A 20,035-nucleotide genomic window follows, 5' to 3' on the forward strand; every position below is an offset into this window, starting at 1 on the left:
ATGGCTACCCTAGTTAGCCTTCAGGCGGTCCGCAAGTAGGATTTCGACCACCGACGATCAGGAGGCCGGGATGCCCGCTCACGCGCAAACCTCGACCGCCGCCGTCGTCACGGCCGGACGCCGCCTGCTGGAAGAACATGGGACGGACGCGTTGACCATGCGCGATGTGGCCGCCGCGGTCGGCGTCCGCCCGCCGTCGCTGTACAAGCGGGTGCGCAGCCGCGCCGACCTGCTCCGGCTGATCCTGGAGAACGTGACCGACGAGCTGACCGCGGTGACCGACGCGGCGGCCAACTCCGGCAACCCCACCGCTGACCTGCGATCATTGCTGACCGCCTACCGCGACTTCGCGCACGCCAACCCGGTCGCCTATGCGCTCATGAACGCGCCCCAGGCGATCCCCGGCGCGACCGCGCGATCGGAACGCTCATCGGCCACGCTGCTGCGCTTGGTCACCGAGCTGGCCGGCCCGCAGCACGCACTACCGGCCGCCCGCACCATCGTCGCCTGGGCCAGCGGGTTCATCACGATGGAACTCGCAAAAGCATTCCGGCTGGGCGGCGACCTCGAGCAGGCCTGGAACTTCGGCCTGAACCGAGTGCTGAACGCCATCCAGTGTGCGAACGACTAGTTGTAGGGTCCCGAAAGTCGTGGCATCTGCCAATTGATTGACCTGGGCTTTTCTGGTTTGTCTCACGTTGTGGCCACGGGTGGGTTCGATCCGGGTTGCCGGGGTGCCAGCGGTCAGTAGGAATCGCCCGAGAACGGGCCAACTAGACGACGCGTCCGTCCGACAAATTCGCTACCCGGCGGCCGGAGCGCCGTGATACACCACCGAGGTGCAAAACATTGTGGAGTTCCCCGAGGTCCTGCGGCTGATCGAAGACCGCTCGGCCGCGTTCCGCGCCGCGATCGCGTCCGCCCCCGACCTTGACGTCCAGGTCCCGACCTGCCCGGACTGGACGCTGCGCGAACTGGCGCAGCACCTCGGCGACGGCCGCCGCCGCCAGGCCGTCATCGTCGCGGCGGGCCCGGGCGCTGAGCCCCCGGCGAAGACAGACCCGAAGGGCGCCCCCACCGCGCCCCGCGACCGCGAAGCCCTGGATGCCTGGCTCGCCGAGTCGACCGAGCTCATGCTCGACGCGATGCGCGAGGCCGGCCCGGACCGCGGCTGCTGGACCTGGTGGGGCCGCTCGCAGGCCCCGGAGACCAGCGGAGCCGTGGCCCGGCACCAGATCCAGGAGATCGCCGTCCACACCTACGATGCCCAGCTCACCCAGGGGGCCGCACAGCCGCTGCCGACGGACGTCGCGGTCGAGGGCGTCGACGAGTTCCTGACGACCGTCTCGGCGACGACCGTCCCCTGGCCGTTCAAGCCGGCGACCATCGACCTGCACACGACCGAGGGCCGCTCCTGGCGCCTGACCCTCAACGCCGACGGTGTCCGCTGCGACGACCTCGCCGCCGACGCGGAGCCGGGCGACATGGCGATGCGAGGCGCAGCGAGCGAACTGGTCCTCTACTGCTACGCGCGCGTCCCGCTCGACGGCCTGGAGACCACCGGCGACACCGAGCCGATGGAGCAGCTCGCAGACTGGGACCCGAACGCGTAAAACGCGCACTTGTGACGCATCTGTCGGTTGTGCGCGCGCTCCTGCGGGCGCCACGCTCGCCAACTCGAAACCTCCTGATACGGAAGCTAACTGGCGAAGATCATCCACCAACCAGCCGGAACAGTGCCTCAGCCGCGGGCCATATCTACGAACCGGCTCAGATGCAGCTGGTGGGCGACGGTGATGGTGGCGGTTGGGCCGTTTCGGTGTTTACCGACGATCAGGTCGGCTTCGCCGCCGCGTGGGTCGTCGCGTTCGATGGCATCCGGGCGGTGCAGCAGGATGACCATGTCGGCGTCCTGTTCCAGCGATCCGGACTCACGCAAGTCGGAGACCATGGGGCGCTTGTCGGTTCGTTGTTCGGGACCACGGTTCAGCTGGCTGATCGCGATCACCGGAACCTCGAGTTCCTTCGCGAGCAGCTTCAGGTGTCGCGAGAATTCCGAGACTTCTTGCTGGCGGGATTCGACCTTTTTACCTGAGCTCATCAGCTGGAGGTAGTCCACCACAACGAGTTTCAGGTCATGGCGCTGCTTCAGACGCCGTGCCTTCGCCCGAATCTCCATCATGGTGAGGTTCGGCGAGTCGTCGACGAACAGTGGCGCTTCACTGATCTCGCTCATCCGGCGGGCCAGTTTGGTCCAGTCATCGTCGCTCATCCGCCCCGAGCGCATGTCCCCGAGCTTGATCTTCGCCTCGGCGGAAAGCAGACGCATGACGATTTCCGTACGACTCATCTCCAGCGAGAAGATAACGCTGGCCAGCCCATGCTTGATCGAGCAGCTGCGCATGAAGTCCATGCCGAGGGTGGAGTTGTGTGTCGGCACCATGGTCGGCCCGGCGAGGTAGAGATGGTCGGCGTTGTCGACCTCGACGCACCGGACGGGGACCGTGTCGATTTTGCGGACGTCCACGATCTGCCGAGACTCCGAACGCGCGGTGCCTGGCACGGCGTGGTTCAGGTTGCCGTCCGCCGATCGAAGGGTGTGGACGATGTCGCCAGTTGTCCGTACGGCCGGTCGAGCCCCTGGGGAGCGGGTGGCAGTGAGCCACTGGTGTTCCTCGTCCGCGACGAGCACTGTGCCGTCGGCGAATTCGACCTCGTAGCACGGGCGGTCGGTGAGGATGTCGGTGGCGGCCAGGACGCGGGTCGGGTGGCCGTTGGCGTCGAGGAGCTTGTCGCCGACGCGGACTTCGCCCATGGTGGTCCAGCCGCTGGCGGTCGGCAGTGGGGTGTCGAGGGCGAGGGCCTTACCGACACCGGGTCGCGCGGCGACGATGATCATTTGGCCGGGGTGCAGGCCGTTGGTGAGTTCGTCCAGTTCGGTGAAGCCGGTGGGGACGCCGAGGGAGATGCCGCCGCGGCTGGCGATGGAGTCGATTTCGTCCATCGTCGGCTGGAGGAGTTCCTCCAGCGGGAGGAAGTCTTCGGTGGTGCGGCGTTCGGTGACCTCGTAGACCTCGGCTTGGGCGCGGTCGACGACCTCGGCGATGTCCTGGCCGTCGGCGCCCGCGTAGCCGTACTGGACGATGCGGGTGCCCGCTTCGACGAGGCGGCGCAGGATGGCCTTTTCGGCGACGATTTCCGCGTAGAAGCTGGCGTTGGCCGCGGTGGGCACGGTCTGGGTGAGCGTGACGAGGTAGGGCGGTCCGCCGATGCGCTTGAGTTCGCCGCGACGGTCGAGGCCTGCCGAGACGGTCACCGGGTCGGCGGGTTCGCCGCGACCGTAGAGGTCGAGGATGGTGTCGTAGATGAGCTGGTGGGCGGGGCGGTAGAAGTCGCCGGGCCGCATCACCTCGATGACGTCGGCGATCGCGTCCTTACTCAGCAGCATGCCGCCGAGCACGGACTGCTCGGCCGCCATGTCGTGCGGTGGCTGGCGCCCGAAGTCCTCGCCGGGCGGCTCGGGCGGATAGTTCGCATGCCCTCGGTCATCGACGACTGCCATCAGACTCGACCGTCCTCTCTCCACCTACCGGGCTCACCCTATTGATGACTGGTCCCACTCTCGGGCTCCGACACGTCTGCCGCAGGGGCAGTGGCTGTCACCCGCGCGATGGTTGATGCCACCTGCGAGTTCCAGCTACCGTTGCGATATCGATGGATCCGGACGTTCGGGGCCGTTCGTTTCACGACGTAGCGACGAACCTAGGCGACCCGAGGGCGGTCAACAAACCGTACTGTGCACACACCTGTGGATAAGTTGGGGACTGTTCACCTAACTGTGTGCACCCCCTGTGTACAACTTGGGGAAAACCCAGGTCACACCGCGGATACCCGCAGATAGGTATCGATTTCACGAGATATCCACGTGTGGATGAATAAAGTCGGGCGTGTCGGACAAGTTGAACAGCCGGGCGTGTTGAGTTAACAGCACGGGTAACTGCTATGAGCTGAATCACATTGCCACCGGTCGGTTTCCTGAGTAATCCACAGGCCCGTCTACGGGAACCCCGATGACCAGCAATGATTTGCCCAGAATGTTCCATCCGGCAGGACTACTCAACGGGCAAACAATGAGTTATCCAAAAACGTGGGCAGCATCGCACAGCCGAAGACCACTCCCGTGCCGAACACGGGAGTGGTCTTCGAAGTGGTGCTATATCAGCTGGCAGCGACCGTGAGGTCGAACTTGGCCACCACGTCCGGGTGCAGGTGCACGATGACGCCGTGCTTGCCGGTCGACTTGATGTGCGACTTCGGCAGCTCGATGCTGCGCTTGTCGACCACGGGCCCGCCGGCCGACTTGATGGCCGAGGCGACGTCGGCCTGGCTCACCGAGCCGAACAGCTTGCCGGTGCCCGCCGTCTTCACCGAAAGCGCGACCGCGTCGAGGTTCTCGATGGCCTGCTTCAGTTCGTTGGCGTGATCCAGGTCGCGCACCTTGCGCGCGTCCTGCGCCCGGCGGATGCCTGCGACCTGCTTCTCGGCCCCACGGCTGGCAACGATCGCCAGTCCGCGCGGCAGCAGGAAATTACGGCCGTAGCCGTCCTTGACCTCGACGGTGTCGCCGGGCGCACCGAGGTTGTCCACGTCTGCAGTCAGAATCAACTTCATTTGCGTGTCTCCCTTACTCAGCGAGCCGTCGACACGTAAGGAAGCAGGGCCACCTCACGCGAGTTCTTGACGGCAACCGCGATGTCACGCTGGTGCTGCACGCAGTTGCCGGTGACGCGGCGGGCGCGGATCTTGCCGCGATCGCTGACGTACTTACGCAGCAGTGCCGTGTCCTTGTAATCGATGTTGACGATTCCGGACTTGGCTTCCTTGCAGAATGCGCAGGCCTTCTTCTTGAGCACCTTTTCGCGCGCTGGCGCTTTAGGCATGGTCTTTTACTCCGTAATCAGTGATGGTCCACGCGAGGTAGACCTATGAATTGCCGTTATCAGAACGGCGGTTCGTCATCTACGCGGCCGCCGCCCCCGAAGGAGCCTGCCGCGGGCGCACTGCCCCAAGGGTCGTCCTCGGCACCGCCGGAACGGCCGCCGCCACCGCCGGAGCCGGCCGGGGCGTTGCCACCGCCGGAGCCACCGCTGCCGCCGGATCCGAAGCCGCCACCGCCGCCACCGCCGCCGCGACTGGTCTTGTTGACCTTCGCGGTTGCGTACTTCAACGAGGGGCCGACCTCATCGACCTCGAGCTCGACGACCGTGCGCTTCTCACCCTGAGCGGTCTCGTAGGAGCGCTGCTTCAGCCGCCCACTCACGATGACCCGCGAACCCCGGGTCAGGCTTTCGGCGACATTTTCCGCAGCTTCGCGCCAGATATTGCAGCGCAGGAAAAGCGCTTCGCCGTCTTTCCATTCGTTCGAATTACGGTCGAACATGCGGGGTGTCGATGCGACGGTGAAATTAGCCACCGCCGCTCCCGCGGGCGTGAATCGAAGTTCGGGATCGGCCGTCAAGTTTCCGATGACGGTGATGACCGTGTCGCCTGCCATGTGGTTCCTCCTGCTCGGGGTGCAGTCCGCATCTCGCTAGTTGCGCTAGAGCCTAGAGATAGACACCGACGCAATCGAGGGTCGCGGGACTACTTGTCGTGGCGCAGAACCTTGGTGCGCAGCACCGACTCGTTCAGGCCGAGCTGGCGGTCGAGTTCGCTCACGGTCGCGGGCTCCGCGGTCAGATCGACCACCGCGTAGATGCCCTCGGCCTGCTTGGCGATCTCGTAGGCAAGCCTGCGGCGGCCCCAGATATCGACCTTGTCGACCTTGCCGCCTTCGGTACGAACCACGGTGAGCATCGTCTCGAGAGACGGGGCTACGGTGCGCTCGTCCAGACTGGGATCGAGGATAACCATCACTTCGTAATGACGCACGGACCAATCACCTCCTGTGGACTAGGAAACGGCCACGGGCTCTCCGTGGCAGGAGGGTCGTTGCGTCAGCAACCCGACCAGGCTACATGAACCGCCCCTGACCATTGAAATCGATCCCTTCGGCGAGGGAACGCGGGCATCGACGTATCGCGCCGCTTAGTGTGGTCCACATGCCGAGCGGACTCGCCAACAGCGACCTGATCGCGCGTCGCGTCGGTCGTCGCGCGGCGCTGGCGGCGGTGGTGCTCGTGCTGTGCGGGCTCACGCTCGTGCTCGGGTACGCGAACAAGGCGCGCTGTGCGGGAGGGCCGTTCACCGCGGATGGGCGCAGCACGGTATTCGATGTCGCCAAGGATTCGGATGTCTGTTACTCCGATATCCAGTTCCTCTGGCTGGGGCGCGATATCAACGAGCACGTCTTCCCGTATGTCGAGGGCGGCATCACCGACGAGGGCACGCTGGTCGGCGGCGCGGTCGAATATCCGGTGCTCAGCGGCACTTTGATGTGGCTCGGCGCGCTAGGCGCGCACAACGACGCCGACTTCCTGCGGCACTCGGCGCTGCTGCTCGCGCCGTTCGCGCTGCTGACCGCCTGGATGCTGGCTCGGCTCGCGGGCCGCGCGGCGTTGCTGTGGGCGGCGGGGCCGCCGCTGGTGCTCTACGCCTTCCACAACTGGGAACTCCCGGTGGTGTGCACGGCGGTCGCCGCGGTGTATGTGGTCGCCACCTTGACCCGATATTCGTTGCGTACCAGGGGAGTTCTGGCCGCGATCCTGCTCGGTCTCGGATTCTGCCTGAAGCTTTATCCAGGGATTTTCGTGTTGCCGTTGCTGGCGTACGTGCTCACCGGCGGCGTCGAACGCGATCCCGGCGAACGGCGCCTCGACGTGCGCGGTGCGCTCATGACGGCGGGCGCGGCCGTCGCCACCGTGGTCGCGGTGAACCTGCCGTTCGCGCTGACCGGCTACGAGGGCTGGCGCGCGTCGATCACCTTCCAGCAGTTGCGGCAGGCCGACATCACCACGAATTCCATTTGGTACTGGGGACTTCGGCAGCTGTTCGGCACGGACACGCAGAGCGAAACGCTGTTCCAGCAGGTGGTGTCGGTCGCCTCGCCGACGCTGATCCTGGCCGCGTTCGCGCTGGCCATGTGGCTCGGCTGGAAGCGCTATCTGGCGTCGGGCGTGTTCCCGTGGGTCGGGGTGAGCGGCGCAATGCTGTGTGGATTCCTGTTGTTCCACAAGGTGCATTCGCCGCAGTACACGCTGTGGCTGGTGCCGTTCCTGGTGCTGCTGGAGGTGCCGTGGACGGCGATCGGTGCGTACTTCATCGCCGACGCTGCCCTCGGGATCGGGGTGTTCCGGTACTTCTACGCGCTGGGCACGGGTCGCCCCGCGGAGCAGATGGAGAAGCTCGTCCAGTTCGGGGTGTGGGGCCGGGCGGTGCTGTTGGTCGTGTTGTTCTTCCTGTTCCTGCGGGCAAGGCCGCGTGGGTTTCGGCCGGTGCCGCCCCCGGTGCCTCGGTTCGCGCCGGGTGAGTTGATCCCGGTCGGCTAGTCCGGCGGATTCCACCCGTGGTTCCACCCTCGGGTGGTGCCGGATACTCGGCGATTCCCCGAGTGTTATGGGCATGACCTCGAACAACTTACTCACCGCCGTGCTGGTGATCGCGATACTCGGCTGGATCATCTACCGCCAGAATCAGTGGCGCCCGTTCGATCCGGCCCGGATGTGGCGCGGGCCACTGGTCCTCGGCATCGTCGGAGTAGTGATGCTCGCGTCCGCGGACAACGCCCCCGCGATCCACACCGTGGATATCGCGCTGCTGGTCTTCGAGGCGGTGCTCGGGCTGGCGGTCGGCGCGCTGATGGGCGCGCTGTCGAAGTTCGTCAGGCAGGACGGGCAACTGATGGTGCGCACCGGCGCGTTCGCCTCGGCGCTGTGGGTGGTGCTGATCGCGGCGCGCATCGGCGTGGACGTCATCGCAGTCGATATCGGTGCGAAGGCCGCGGTGTCGGCCGGCGCGATCATCGTGCTGCTCGCGGTCAACCGGCTCGGCCGGGTCCTGGTCATCTCGGCGCGGGCGGAACGGCTGACCGGCTCGCGGCCGACGGTTCGGGCACACTGAATCGATGCCGCCCGGCAGCGCACCGACGACCCCGAACAGGCTGTTGCGCCTGACCGGGGTCATCGCCATGGTCGCGCTGCTCCGCGACGACCAGCTCGGGCAGGTGGGGATACCGATCCTGATCCTGGCCGGTCTGGCCGGGCTCGGGTTGGTGTTCTGGGCGGTCGGCCCGATGGGACGGCCGTGGCTCAGCAGGCTCGCGCTCGTGGTGATGGCGGTCGGTGGCGGCCTGACGGTCGCCCAGGTGGGCGCCTCGATGCTCCCGCTGCTCGTCGCCGCGTTCGCCGGATTCGCGGTGGTGCAGCACTCGACCACGCTCGGGGCGTTGATCGTTGGTATCGAGGTCATCGCGGTGAGTGCGTCGTCGGTGGCGGCGCACCGGGCACCGAGCGCCTACCTCGGGCTGCTGGCCGGGGTGCTGTTGGTCGCACTGCTCGGGTTGAGCCGCAGGCAGTTTCGGGTGACCGCTGAGCAGAATCGGCTGCTGGTGGAGCAGAGCAGGGAGATTCGTGCGGAGCGAGACCGCGCGGCCGCGCTTGCCGAACGCGGGCGGATCGCGCGCGAGGTGCACGACGTGCTCGCGCACACGTTAGGTGGACTGGTGTTGCAACTCGACGCCGCAGACGCGCTGCTGGAGGCGGGTGAGACGGAACGGGCCGCCGACAAGATCCGCGCTTCGCGGGAACTTGCCGCGTCCGGGCTCGACGATACTCGGCAGGTCGTCGGTGTGCTGCGGGCCGAAAGTATCGATCTACCAAACGAATTCGACCAGCTGGTCACCGAGCATCGGGCAGCGGGGGGCAGGGTGCGCGCACAATTGGACGGCGACACTCAGCACCTCGGCGAGCAGGTGCGTGTCGCACTGCTGCGCGGGGCGCAGGAGTCGCTGACCAATGCCCGCAAGCACGCGCCGGGCGCCGAGGTCGAGTTGCGGCTGCGGATCGGCGCGGAACAGGTCGAGCTGGTTGCGTCGAATCCGCTGGCCGACCGGCTCGGCTTGCTGTCGGCGTCGGGGATGGGTGCCGGTCTGCTCGGTATGCGCGAGCGGATCGGCGCGCTTGGCGGCACAGTGGAGGCGGGAAAGGTGGGTGACCGGTGGACAGTGCGAATGACGGTGCCGCGCAGGTGATCACGGTGGTGGTCGCCGATGATCAGACCATCGTGCGAGAGGGGCTGACCACGGTGCTTTCGCTGCTGCCGGATATCGAGGTGGTCGGCGAGGCCCGCGACGGGGCCGAAGCGGTCGAGTTGGTGCACCGGCTCGCGCCCGATGTCGTGCTGATGGATTTGCGGATGCCGGTCCTCGACGGCGTCGCCGCCACCGCCGCGATCGCCGCGGCGCAGTCCGGCACCGCGGTGCTGGTGCTGACCACCTACGCCGATGACGAATCGATCGCGGGCGCGTTGCGTGCCGGTGCGCGTGGGTATTTGACCAAGGACGCGGGCCGTCGCGAGATCGCCACGGCCATTCGCTCGGTCGCGGGCGGGCAAACCACCTTCGCCGCCGAGGTCGGCCAGCGTCTCGTCGCCTCGCTGTCGTCGGCCGCGGCCGCACCGTCGACTGCTGCCGACATTGCCGAATTAGGGCTCAGTGCAAGGGAACTCGACGTGCTGCGATTGATCGCCAAGGGGCAGAACAACTCCGAGATCGCCAAGGAACTGTTCATCGGTGTCAGCACCGTCAAGAGTCACATCAACTCGTTGTTCGCGAAACTCCACGTCCGCGATCGCCCGCATGCGATCGCCCGCGCCCACCGGCTCGGGTTGAGCTAGCCCGGCTCGCAGGTGACTCCGGCAACATCGGAAGAGCTTTGCGTACAACGGCTTTGGCCGCGCCCGCGGCGTAGACCGGTGATCATCGCCGAGTCGACTGAACGTGGCCGGAATGTCCACCGAACGCGCTGTCCAGCGACCTATTCGGCGTGCCTCGCGCGGAACGCGGCGCTCTTGACCCGGTTGCCGCAGATGGTCATGTCGCACCAGCGGCGGGTGCCGCCGCGCGAGGCGTCGACGTAGAGGCGGGTGCATTCTGGGCGACCGCATTCTTTGATCGAGGCCGAACTGCCGAGCAGTTCGACGGCGGAGCGGGCGATCGCGGTGAGCGCGGCGCCGGGGGTGCCCGAGCGGGCCACGGTGCCGTTGAGCCGCAGGCTGATTGCCGGGAGTTCACCCTTGGCGCAGTCGTTGACCATCCGGCGGTCGGCCTCCGCCGGCGATTTGCCGTGCGACACGGCTACCGCCATCCGGTACGCGGCTTCACGCAAACGCACGGCGCGGTCGAGGGTCGCCGCGTCGCAGTCGGGTGCGCGGTCGAGCAATTCGGCGGCGACCAGCCAGTCCGCGAGAGCGGCTGGCGAGTCGAGGGCGTCGTCGAAGGACCCGGTGCGGGCCTTGACCGTGCCCGCGAAATCCAGGGCGAGGTTGCCGCTGACGAAGGTGAACACCTCCTCATAGTAACCACCTTGACAGGTTATGCGACTACCTGCGACGGTAATAACCACCCAAGGTGGTTAGTTCAGGAGGGTCCGTGAAGACTCAGTTCATGTCGGTGGCCGCACAGCCGCTATTCGTCGTGCTGTGGAGCAGCGCGTTCATCGCCGGGATCATCGGCGTAGGTGCCGCGCCGCCGATGATGGTGTTGTTCGCGCGCTACGCGATCGCAGGCGTCCTGCTCATCGGATATGCCTTCGCCATGCGCGCGACGTGGCCACGCGGGCGTCAGTGGCGCCACGTCGCCGTCGCCGGGTTGCTGATGCAGGCGGTGCAGTTCGGCGCGTTCTACACGGCGATGGGCGAGCACGTGTCCGGCGCGGTGATCGCGCTGGTACAGGGCTTGAATCCGGTGGTCATCGCGTTATTCGCCGGGGTGCTCGGCGAGACCGTCACGGCGCGGCAGTGGTTCGGCTTCGGCATCGGTGGGGTCGGTGTCGCGATGGCGGTCATGGACCAATCGAACTTTTCGCGGATCGGCTTGGTGCTGTGCGTGATCGGGCTGCTCGGCTTGAGCATCGGCACGGTATATCAGAAGCGATTCGTGCCAGAGGTGGATCCCAGGGCGTCGACCGCGGTGCACGTGCTGGTGAGTGCGCCGGTCGCCGGTGTGCTGGCCTGGCTGACCGGTCAGCTGCACGTAACGGACGTGACCAGGTTCGCCGGATCGCTCACCTGGATGGTGCTGGTGAACTCGATGTTCGTGTTCCTGCTGCTGAACTCGATGCTGCGGCGCTGGGACGCCAACAGGGTCGGCCGACTGTTCTTCGCCACTCCCGCGGTGACCGCGGTGCTCGCCTGGGTGCTGATCGATCAGCCGTTGCGGCCGTTGACCATTGCCGGACTCGCGGTGGGCCTGATCGGCCTGGTCTTCGCCTCGCGCAAATCGCCGGCGGTACCCACCGTCGCGCCACGTCCGGTAGTCGCGGTGCGCTGAGCTACTTGCGGGCGCTGTGCCAGTTCATGCCCCAGCGGTAGGCCTCGTCGATCTCTTTCTGCGCGCCGTTGATGTAGTGCACTTCCCGGTGCACCGTGATGCCGCTGCCCTGGTTCTGCAGCAGCGCGATGGCGCAGGAGCGGGCACCGTCCACCGGGGAGTCGAGGCGGACCTCGATCTGCGGGCCGGCGGTCGGGAACAGCGTGACCACACCGTCGGCGGCGGCCCAGTTCGGCACGCCCTCGTAGATGAAGGCGAAGATCAGCACGCGCCGGAACAGTTCGGGCCGAGCGAGATTGATGTGCATGTTCTCGCCGCCGGTCGCGGTGCCGCTGCGGTCGTCGCCGTCCAGCTTGATGTATGGCTCGGCGTCGAGCGAGCCGAAGTTGTTGCCGATCGCCTGTACGACACCCTTGGTGCCGTTGGCCAGTTCGTAGAGGCAGCCGAGGTCGAGATCGACCGGCTTGGCCCGGCGGAAGAAACCCTTGGCACCGGTGGACCAGTTCAGGTTGACCCGCATGGTGCCCTGCTGCTCACCGGGTTTGGTGAGGTTGATGCTCGGTGTCGCCTTCGACAGGGTCACCTTCGAGAGGTTGACCCCACCGGCGTTGCTGTCGTTCGCCATCGGCGTGATCCCCCTCGGGCCGTGTGCATTACACAGATATGAGAGCGGCAGCGGTCCTCCTGGGGAGTGGCCGCTGCCGCACGAGTCTTCGGCTTGCTTGCCGAAATCAGCCTACCGGGGTCGGCTCTCGTTCGCTGTCCACTTTTTCATCGTCTTCGTGCCGGTTACGAATCACGCTGGTGATGAACGCCGCACCGATGAACGCGACACCGACCAGGCCGGTGATGATCTCGTTGATGTGCACGCCGATCGAGACGAACAGGATGATCGCCAGCGCGCCGATCGCCCAGTGCGCACCGTGCTCGAGGTACACGTACTCCGACAGCGTGCCCTTGCGCACCAGGTAGACGGTGATCGAGCGGACGAACATGGCGCCGATCAGGCCGAGGCCGAGCGCGATGACGATCGGGTCGGAGGTGATGGCGAACGCGCCGATGACGCCGTCGAAGGAGAACGACGCGTCGAGCACCTCGAGGTAGAGGAACAGGAAGAATCCGGCCTTGCCGGTCGCCTTGACCAGCTCGGAAGGGCCGCCTTCGGTGTGTTCCTCGGTGTGGAACATCGAGCCGAGACCGTCGACCACGATGTAGACGACCATGCCGAGTAGGCCGGAGACGAGGACGGTGGCGCGATCATCGTCGGCCGCGATCAGTTCCGCGGTGAGCACCAGCGCGACGGCCGCGACGACCACCGAGAACATGTCGAGCTTGCCCAGCTTGGCGAGCGGGCGCTCCAGCCAGGACAGCCAGGTGATGTCGCGCTCCTCGAAGATGAAGTTGAGGAACAGCAGCAGCAGGAACATGCCGCCGAACGCCGCGATCTGCGGATGCGCGTCGGTGAGCAGCGTCTCATAGCTCGGGTCGCCGTTGGCGAAATGCGAGGCGCCGTCGGCGGGCGGGTTGAGTGCCAGATCGAACGCGCGCACCGGGTTCAGCCCCGCGGTGACCCAGACGATCGCCAGCGGGAACACCAGGCGCATACCGAACACGGCGATCAGCACGCCGACGGTGAGGAAGATGCGCTGCCAGAACGCGCTCATCCGCTCGAGCACGGTCGCGTTGATGACGGCGTTGTCGAAGGACAACGACACTTCGAGGATGCCGAGGATCGCGGCCAGCGCCAGCGCGGTCGGTCCTCCGTAGAGCAGCGCGGCGGCGAGCGACAGCACCGTCACGATGATTGACATGCCGAAAATACGCAGGACCACGCGGGGGACCTTTCGTTTGCGTCGGCCGGACGTGAATCCGTCCGAACGCTAGTTTGATGAAACCGATCTGACGCCGCCCTTACCAGCGTGGCCGCTGGACCGCTGGATGTCCAACGGTGTCGCGCCGCCGCAGCGGCGGGCGTTCCTGGGTCGTCCCGGGCTGCCCGGGCGCATGACGAGGGGGCCCGTTGCCGGGCCCCCTTCGAACCTCGAAGTGTGCTCTAGACGTTCACGCCGTAGTCGCGGGCGATCCCGGCCAGTCCGGAGGCGTAGCCCTGGCCGATCGCGCGGAACTTCCACTCGGCCCCGTTGCGGTACAGCTCGCCGAACACCATGGCGGTTTCGGTCGAAGCGTCCTCGGTGAGGTCGTAGCGGGCGAGCTCGTTGTTGTTGCTGCGGTCGACAACGCGGATGTAGGCGTTGCGCACCTGACCGAACGACTGCTGCCTGGTCTCGGCGTCGTAGATGGAGACCGGGAAGAAGATGCTCTCGATGGTCGGCGGGGTGTTTGCCAGGTCGACGTTGATGACCTCGTCGTCGCCCTCGCCCTCGCCGGTGGTGTTGTCACCCGCGTGCTCGATGGCGCCGTCCGGCGACTTCAGGTTGTTGAAGAACACGAAGTGCTGGTCCGAAAGCACCTTCTTGTCCGCGCCGGTCGCGATCGCGCTGGCATCCAGGTCGAAGTCGGTACCGGTGGTGGTCCGCACATCCCACCCTAGGCCGACGGCGACGGCGGTCAGGTTAGGCGCCGCCTTGGTCAGCGAGACATTGCCGCCCTTGGACAAACTGACACCCATGCGGGATTCCCTTTCAATAGTCCGTCATTGGTTCCCAGCATGTCCGAATCGCCGGGTACGCCTTACGACAGTAGTAGGTTTCCGCGAACTTGCGTAGGAACCCGCAGAACCCCCGGTGAACACCGGAGATCTCTAAGATCGGGGCGTGGTAGGTCGCAGGCGTGGATGGTTCCGGTCCGCCGGGAACAACGAATGGGTCGTCGCGGCGCGACAGTCGCTGGCCTCGGCGTTCCTCGATATGGACCAGCGCCAGAGCGCGGCCGAGGCGGCGGTGCACGCGGCCGAGCAGGTGTTCCCGGACCGGCGGATGGCGGTGGCCTGGGAGCCGGTGCGGAGTCGTTGCTACGACGCTGCCGGGGCGTATGTGACGCTGACCGAGCAGCTCGAGCAGGTCGAACGGGACGGAACCCCGCTGCCGCAGGGACCGCAGCAAGCGGAATCGGTGACCAGGCAGTTGACCGACGCGGCCCGCGCGGTCGATGAGTTCTATCGCGGCAATCAGGGCCAGCTGGAGAACGCGGTCGCGGTGCTCGCCACCGTGCCGCAACTGGCCGAGCAGGTGAAGATCGCGGCGGCGGGGGTGCGCAGGCAGGCGGCCGAGTCCGAGTACGCGAACTACCCGTCGGTGCGCGAACACGCCGCGGCCGTGGATGAGGCTCTCATCACATTGGCGGCCGCGGATTCGGGCGCGTCGGCGGCGGTGGTCCGGGAACGCGCGAACCGGCTGGAGGCGGCCAGCAAAAGGCTGGCGGATGCGTTGGCGCAGGCCCCATCTCGGGCCGCCGCCGCGAAGACCGCGATCTCCTCGGTGAGCACCAGGCTGGCCGCGGCGCGGACCAGGGCCGAGGGGCTGGCCCCGGCCTACTCGGGGTTGCTGCGCGAATTCAACGCTGCGAGTTCCGCGGATTTAGCTGACAATGAGCGGGAAAGTCAGCGAGCCATCGACGCCGCGGATGCGGCCCTCGGCCGCGCGCGTGCGGCAGCGGCGGAGAACAACCCGGAGATTGCACTTGATCTGACCACATCCGCTCGCGGGTATCTCACGGAGGCCGAGCACCAGGTCGACGCCGTCACCAAGCGGCTCGCTACGTTGCGTGAAGTCCGGTCCGACCCGCAAGAGAAAGCCAAGGCCGTACGATTTCGGCTGCGGGACGCCCAAATGCTCGCGGTGAGTCGCGGGCTCGTCACCGAATGGGGCTCTGTGCTGGACGCGCAGGCCGCTCGGATCGATCGAATCAGCGAAACGCTGACGGGGCGGCATCCCGACTACTGGGCCTATGTGGCCGAGCTGGATACCATCACCGACTTCATCGCCGGGGTGGTGGATCGCATGAGAAAACAAGCAGGACCACGACGAGAATGAGGGTGGGATAACGATGACCGCAGGCGTCGCCGTCCAGCGGGAAGTTTCCCTGCGGAAGCGAATGCCGCTGCGCCACTTCCGGCAGCTGCACGGCCCCGAGGCACGGAATTTGTTTCACCGGGCGCCGGAGCCGTTCGGCGACGACTACACCGATCGAGAATTACTGGCCGTCGCGCTCGGCGCGACGCTGTACGCGCCGGCCACCCGGCCGGACCTGGCCTCGACCATCAGCAAACGGGCCGAGCGCGGGGTGTGCTCGATGGTGATCGATCTCGAGGACGCGGTCGCCGATCACGAGGTCGAGTTCGCCAAGCGGCAGACCGTTGAGACGCTGAATCTGCTTGCGTCCAACGGGGATTCGAATCCTTTGCTGTTCGTCCGGGTGCGCGACGCGGACACGATCACCGAGATCGCGGAGCAGCTGGGTGCGGGTGCGTCGGTGTTGACCGGGTTCGTTTTCCCGAAGTTCGACAGCACGACGGGACCGAAGTATCTGAACGCGCTGAGCGCGGCGGTGCAGCTGCTCGACCGGCCGATCTATGGGATGCCGGTGCTGGAATCGGCGGGGCTGGTGCACCGGCAGACCCGGGACCAGGAACTCAATCGGATCGCGGAGCTGCTGGCCGAGCATCGAGAGCGGGTGCTCGCGGTGCGGGTCGGCGCGACCGACATGTGTTCGACCTTCGGCATCCGGCGCGACCGCGACCTGACCATCTACGACGTGCGGGTGGTCGCCGATGTCATCGCCGACATCGTGAACTACCTCGGGCGCGCGGACGGGACCGGGTTCGTGATCACCGGGCCGGTCTGGGAGTACTTCGCCGATCACGAGCGGATGTTCCGGCCGTTACTGCGCACCGCGCCGTTCGAGGAATCCGACGCGGTGCCGTTCCGGCAATACCTGGTGAGCCGGGACCTGGACGGGCTGCTGCGGGAGATCACTCTCGATCGGGCCAATGGGATCCAGGGCAAGACGGTGATCCATCCGTCGCATGTGGCGGCGGTGCACGCGTTGTCGGTGGTGACGCACGAGGAGTATTCGGACGCGCTGGACATTCTGCAGGTGGATGTCGGCGGCGTCGCGGCGTCGGGCTATCGGAACAAGATGAATGAGATGCGGCCGCACCGTAGTTGGGCGCGGCAGACGCTGTTGCGGGCGCGGGTGTTCGGTGTGGCCAACAAGGGAGTTTCGTTCGTGGATTTGCTGACGGCGTTGGTGACGGTATGAGCGCCACGCTCGATACTGTTGGAATTCCTTGGGCGACAAAAAATCTCGGTCTGCGGCTGGATCATGAGGAGTCGTACGGCGTGGCCCGGCCGGACAGTGCGTTGCCCGCCGAGCTGGCGATCGCGGAGCTGATTCAGCCCGGGTTGCGGCGTAATCCGAAGCGAGTGCATCTGCTGGTGTCCACGGTGCTCGGCAAACATCTGCCGACCGACCCTCGGGTGGTGCTCGACGGCGGAGACCGGCTCGGTGATCTGGTGCGTGAGGTGCTCGGCGGCCGCGAGGCGCTGGTGCTCGGGTTCGCCGAAACCGCAACAGGACTCGGGCACTGCGTCGCGGCCCGGATGGATGCGGTCGGCTATCTGCATTCGACGCGGCGCGATGTCGCCGCGGCGGAAACACTGACCGGATTCGAGGAGGGACACTCGCACGCCACCTCGCATCAGCTGCAACCCATGCCCGCCGATATCTTCGTCAACGATCTGCCGCTGGTGCTGGTCGACGACGAAATCTCTACCGGCGCTACCGCGCTGGACGCGATTCGCGCGCTGCACGCGTTCTCGCCACGCTCGCAATATGTGCTGGCCTCGCTGGTGGATATGCGTTCGGCGGCGGATCGCATCGCCTTCGACAAGGCGGCGGCGGAGTTGGGCACGAGCATCGACACTGTCTGCTTGGCGTCGGGCCACACCGTGCTGCCGGACGGACTGGTCGACGCCGTTGCGGAGTTGCCCGAGCCCGTGCTGAACCCGGTTGCCGCGCAGCGTGGTTCGTATTCTCGGATCGATCTGCCATGGCCTGCTTCGGTGCCGGAAGGTGGCAGGCACGGGGTGCTGCGTTCGGACTTCACCGCATTCGACGCGGCCGTCGGTGCGGCGAACGACGCGCTGCGGTCGCGGCTCGACGCGGAGTTCGCCGGTCGGCCGGTGATCGTGCTCGCGCACGAGGAGCTGATGTATCTGCCGCTGCGGTTGGCCGCGGAGTTGGCCGATTCCGGCATGCCCACTCGGTACCAGACCACCACGCGGTCGCCCGCGTATGTACTGGATGAGCCCGGCTATCCGCTGCGTCGCGGATTCCGTTTCACCGCACCGGAATCCGGGCAGGAACAGCCGCGCTATCTGTACAACGCGCACTGGGCGGCGGAATTCTCCGGTCAGTCGGAGCAGCCTGTCCGGCCCGCCGCTGTCGATCCGGTCCTGGTGGTCGTCATCGATCCGCCGGCCGACACCGCGGAACTCGTCGCGGACGGGGGGCTCGTCGACGTGCTGACGGCCTCGGGAGCGGATGTGCTTGTCGCGGTACTTCCCGCCGCCGATCCGCGCAGGCTGCGCGCCGAGCGCAGCGCGACCACGCTGCCCGAGTCGCTGCACGGCCCCGCGTTCGGATCGTATGCGGCCGAGGAGGTTTCCTGGCTGCTCAAGGACCTGTCCGAGGTCGACCTCGAGGCCGACGTGGCCGACCGGGAACGGCGCATCCAGTCCGGTGCCGCGCACTACGCGGAGTCGCTGCCGATCGAATACCAGCCGGATGCCGCCTATCGTTCGCTGTTCGACGAGGTGCTCGCCGACAGTGCCGAGCGGCTGGCGCTGGCCGTGGCGACCGTCGCGGAACTCGTGGTGGCCGAGCGCGGTGACGACATCGTGCTGGTGTCGCTGGCCCGCGCCGGTACGCCGATCGGCATCCTGATGCGACGGTGGCTGCGGTCCGGGCGCGGCGCCGACCTGCCGAGTCTCGAGGTGCCGCACTATGCGGTATCGATCGTGCGCGATCGCGGTATCGACGCGGTGGCACTGGATTACCTTGCGCGGCATCATGACCCGGCGTCGATCGTGTTCGTGGACGGCTGGACCGGCAAGGGCGCGATCACGCGGGAGCTCAGCGAGGCCCTCGACGCCTATCACGCGGCGGGTGGCGCCCGGTTCAACGGCGAGTTAGCCGTGCTGGCCGATCCGGGGCATTGTGTGCGCACCTATGGCACCCGCGACGATTTCTTGATTGCCTCGGCCTGCCTGAATTCCACCGTGTCCGGCCTGGTTTCGCGCACCGTGCTCAACGACACGTTGATCGGGCCCGGCGAGTTCCACGGCGCCAAGTACTACCGCGAGCTGGCGGGCGACGACGTCTCCCTGCGCCTGCTCGACACGGTCAGTGCCGCGTTCGACGCCGTCCGCGACCGGGTGCCCGCGCAAGTGGCGGCCATTCGGGACAGTGATCGCAGGCCGACCTGGACGGGCTGGGCCTCGGTCGAGCAGGTGCGCGCCGAATACGGCATTGCCAGTGTGAATTTCGTGAAGCCCGGGGTCGGCGAGACCACCCGGGTGCTGTTGCGGCGGATGCCGTCGCTGGTGCTGGTGCGCGACGCCGAGGCGCCCGAGCACGCGCACATTCGTCTGCTCGCCGCGGCCCGCGGCGTGCCGGTCGAGGTCGTGCCCGACCTGGCCTACTCGTGTATGGGACTGATCAAGGACGTGCAGCAGACATGATGGAGCTACGCAGGCGTCGAAGACACACGCTGGTCGCCACCGACCTGGATCGAACGATGATCTACTCGCGCAACGCTTTCAGCGCGAACACCGACGTGCCGACCGTCTGCGTGGAGCATCTCGAGGGCGCGCCGCTGTCGTTCATGACGACGGCCGCCGCGCTGCGCATGCAGACCCTCACCGAGCCCGCCGCCGTCATTCCCACCACCACGCGCACCATCAAGCAGTTCAATCGTATCCAATTGCCCGGCGCCCCATGGCGTTACGCCATCACCAGCAACGGCGGCAATATCCTCGTCGACGGCGTGCCCGACCTGCGCTGGCGCATCGACATCGACGCCAAGGTCCGCGCGGGCGGCGCGACCCTGTCCGAGGTCACCGCCGAACTGCGTACCCGCGTCGACGATTCGTGGGTCACCAAGTTCCGCGAGGCCGACGACCTCTTCTGCTACCTCGTCGTCCGCCCCAAAGAGGTCCCGGCCGGCTTCCTCGCCGAGTGGGACGCCTGGTGCCGGGCCCGCGGCTGGTCCGCCTCCCAGCAGGGCCGCAAGATCTACTCGATGCCCGACGCCGTCTGCAAGAGCCACGCCGTGGCAGAGGTTCGCCGCCGCCTCCTCGACTCCGGTGAACTCGCCACCGAGGCAAGTACTTTCGCCGCAGGCGACGGCGCACTCGATGCCGAGATGCTGCGCGCCGCCGACTACGCCATCCGCCCACGGCACGGCGAACTCGAACACCTCAACTGGACTCATCCGAACCTCACCGTCACCCGTGCCACCGGCATTCTCGCCGGTGAGGAAATCATCAACTGGTTCATCAAGGGCTCGCCGACGGCTGAATAGGCGTG

At 66.8% G+C, this 20,035-nt stretch carries 20 protein-coding genes; 11 read left to right on the top strand and 9 right to left on the bottom strand.

The features are described from left to right. Nucleotides 1-70: 70 nt before the first annotated feature. Both ACIA8C_RS10820 and ACIA8C_RS10825 read left to right on the top strand, forming a co-directional pair. Nucleotides 71-631, top strand: coding sequence for a TetR/AcrR family transcriptional regulator (locus tag ACIA8C_RS10820; protein WP_397133239.1), 561 nt, complete (start codon nt 71-73; stop codon nt 629-631). A 208-nt stretch (nt 632-839) separates the two neighbouring features. Next, the gene (locus ACIA8C_RS10825; protein WP_397133241.1) at nt 840-1,613 is read left to right on the top strand and encodes a maleylpyruvate isomerase family mycothiol-dependent enzyme; all 774 of its coding nucleotides are present in this window, start codon (nt 840-842) and stop codon (nt 1,611-1,613) included. Nucleotides 1,614-1,741: 128 nt separating this feature from the next. On the opposite strand, the gene dnaB is transcribed toward ACIA8C_RS10825, so the two are convergent. The 5 genes from dnaB to rpsF form a co-directional block, all read right to left on the bottom strand. Beyond that, nucleotides 1,742-3,562, bottom strand: coding sequence for a replicative DNA helicase (dnaB, locus tag ACIA8C_RS10830; RefSeq protein WP_397133243.1), 1,821 nt, complete (start codon nt 3,560-3,562; stop codon nt 1,742-1,744). 656 nt (nt 3,563-4,218) lie between these two features. Beyond that, nucleotides 4,219-4,671 (bottom strand): 50S ribosomal protein L9, encoded by a 453-nt coding sequence (rplI, locus tag ACIA8C_RS10835; RefSeq protein ID WP_397133245.1) that lies wholly within the window; start codon nt 4,669-4,671, stop codon nt 4,219-4,221. 17 nt (nt 4,672-4,688) lie between these two features. Continuing rightward, nucleotides 4,689-4,940: a 30S ribosomal protein S18 gene (gene rpsR, locus ACIA8C_RS10840; RefSeq protein WP_014989074.1), complete on the bottom strand. Its 252-nt coding sequence runs from the start codon at nt 4,938-4,940 to the stop codon at nt 4,689-4,691. 59 nt (nt 4,941-4,999) lie between these two features. After that, nucleotides 5,000-5,554: a single-stranded DNA-binding protein gene (locus ACIA8C_RS10845; RefSeq protein WP_396995054.1), complete on the bottom strand. Its 555-nt coding sequence runs from the start codon at nt 5,552-5,554 to the stop codon at nt 5,000-5,002. Between the two features lie 89 nt (nt 5,555-5,643). Beyond that, complete coding sequence (gene rpsF, locus ACIA8C_RS10850; protein WP_150400327.1) at nt 5,644-5,931, bottom strand: 30S ribosomal protein S6; 288 nt, start codon at nt 5,929-5,931, stop codon at nt 5,644-5,646. A gap of 170 nt (nt 5,932-6,101) precedes the next feature. On the opposite strand from rpsF, the gene ACIA8C_RS10855 reads away from it, so the two are divergent. The 4 genes from ACIA8C_RS10855 (at nt 6,102) to ACIA8C_RS10870 (ending at nt 9,831) form a co-directional block, all read left to right on the top strand. Next, nucleotides 6,102-7,487 (top strand): hypothetical protein, encoded by a 1,386-nt coding sequence (locus tag ACIA8C_RS10855; protein WP_397133247.1) that lies wholly within the window; start codon nt 6,102-6,104, stop codon nt 7,485-7,487. Nucleotides 7,488-7,560: 73 nt separating this feature from the next. Continuing rightward, nucleotides 7,561-8,058 carry a hypothetical protein gene (locus ACIA8C_RS10860; RefSeq protein WP_397133249.1) on the top strand — a complete coding sequence of 166 codons (498 nt, stop codon included), beginning with the start codon at nt 7,561-7,563 and terminating at the stop codon, nt 8,056-8,058. 4 nt (nt 8,059-8,062) lie between these two features. After that, entirely contained in the window at nt 8,063-9,187 is a 1,125-nt protein-coding gene (locus ACIA8C_RS10865) for a sensor histidine kinase (protein ID WP_397133251.1), read from the top strand. After that, on the top strand, nt 9,154-9,831 hold the full coding sequence (locus ACIA8C_RS10870; protein ID WP_397133253.1) for a response regulator: 678 nt from the start codon (nt 9,154-9,156) through the stop codon (nt 9,829-9,831). The genes ACIA8C_RS10865 and ACIA8C_RS10870 overlap by 34 nt, the downstream gene beginning before the upstream one ends. 140 nt (nt 9,832-9,971) lie before the next feature. On the opposite strand, the gene ACIA8C_RS10875 is transcribed toward ACIA8C_RS10870, so the two are convergent. Then, nucleotides 9,972-10,502 (bottom strand): CGNR zinc finger domain-containing protein, encoded by a 531-nt coding sequence (locus ACIA8C_RS10875; protein ID WP_397133255.1) that lies wholly within the window; start codon nt 10,500-10,502, stop codon nt 9,972-9,974. An 83-nt stretch (nt 10,503-10,585) separates the two neighbouring features. On the opposite strand from ACIA8C_RS10875, the gene ACIA8C_RS10880 reads away from it, so the two are divergent. Then, nucleotides 10,586-11,485: a DMT family transporter gene (locus ACIA8C_RS10880; RefSeq protein WP_397133257.1), complete on the top strand. Its 900-nt coding sequence runs from the start codon at nt 10,586-10,588 to the stop codon at nt 11,483-11,485. Between the two features lies 1 nt (nt 11,486). On the opposite strand, the gene ACIA8C_RS10885 is transcribed toward ACIA8C_RS10880, so the two are convergent. From ACIA8C_RS10885 to ACIA8C_RS10895, 3 genes are all read right to left on the bottom strand, one after another. Then, nucleotides 11,487-12,110 (bottom strand): Tellurium resistance, encoded by a 624-nt coding sequence (locus tag ACIA8C_RS10885; RefSeq protein ID WP_396995063.1) that lies wholly within the window; start codon nt 12,108-12,110, stop codon nt 11,487-11,489. Nucleotides 12,111-12,216: 106 nt separating this feature from the next. Beyond that, nucleotides 12,217-13,317 carry a DUF475 domain-containing protein gene (locus tag ACIA8C_RS10890; protein WP_397133259.1) on the bottom strand — a complete coding sequence of 367 codons (1,101 nt, stop codon included), beginning with the start codon at nt 13,315-13,317 and terminating at the stop codon, nt 12,217-12,219. Nucleotides 13,318-13,538: 221 nt separating this feature from the next. Further along, nucleotides 13,539-14,114, bottom strand: a complete 576-nt coding sequence (locus ACIA8C_RS10895) for a TerD family protein (RefSeq protein ID WP_396995065.1) — start codon at nt 14,112-14,114, stop codon at nt 13,539-13,541. Between the two features lie 145 nt (nt 14,115-14,259). On the opposite strand from ACIA8C_RS10895, the gene ACIA8C_RS10900 reads away from it, so the two are divergent. The 4 genes from ACIA8C_RS10900 to ACIA8C_RS10915 are packed head-to-tail and all read left to right on the top strand — an operon-like array spanning nt 14,260 to nt 20,030. After that, nucleotides 14,260-15,477 (top strand): hypothetical protein, encoded by a 1,218-nt coding sequence (locus tag ACIA8C_RS10900; RefSeq protein WP_397133261.1) that lies wholly within the window; start codon nt 14,260-14,262, stop codon nt 15,475-15,477. A gap of 13 nt (nt 15,478-15,490) precedes the next feature. Next, entirely contained in the window at nt 15,491-16,705 is a 1,215-nt protein-coding gene (locus ACIA8C_RS10905) for an HpcH/HpaI aldolase/citrate lyase family protein (protein WP_397133263.1), read from the top strand. Next, nucleotides 16,702-19,188: a phosphoribosyltransferase gene (locus ACIA8C_RS10910; protein ID WP_397133265.1), complete on the top strand. Its 2,487-nt coding sequence runs from the start codon at nt 16,702-16,704 to the stop codon at nt 19,186-19,188. Before ACIA8C_RS10905 ends, ACIA8C_RS10910 begins: the two co-directional genes overlap by 4 nt. Beyond that, nucleotides 19,185-20,030: an HAD family hydrolase gene (locus ACIA8C_RS10915; RefSeq protein ID WP_397133267.1), complete on the top strand. Its 846-nt coding sequence runs from the start codon at nt 19,185-19,187 to the stop codon at nt 20,028-20,030. The genes ACIA8C_RS10910 and ACIA8C_RS10915 overlap by 4 nt, the downstream gene beginning before the upstream one ends. Nucleotides 20,031-20,035 lie beyond the last annotated feature (5 nt).

The organism is Nocardia sp. NPDC051321, from assembly GCF_044455225.1.
Classification (GTDB): Bacteria; Actinomycetota; Actinomycetes; order Mycobacteriales; family Mycobacteriaceae; genus Nocardia.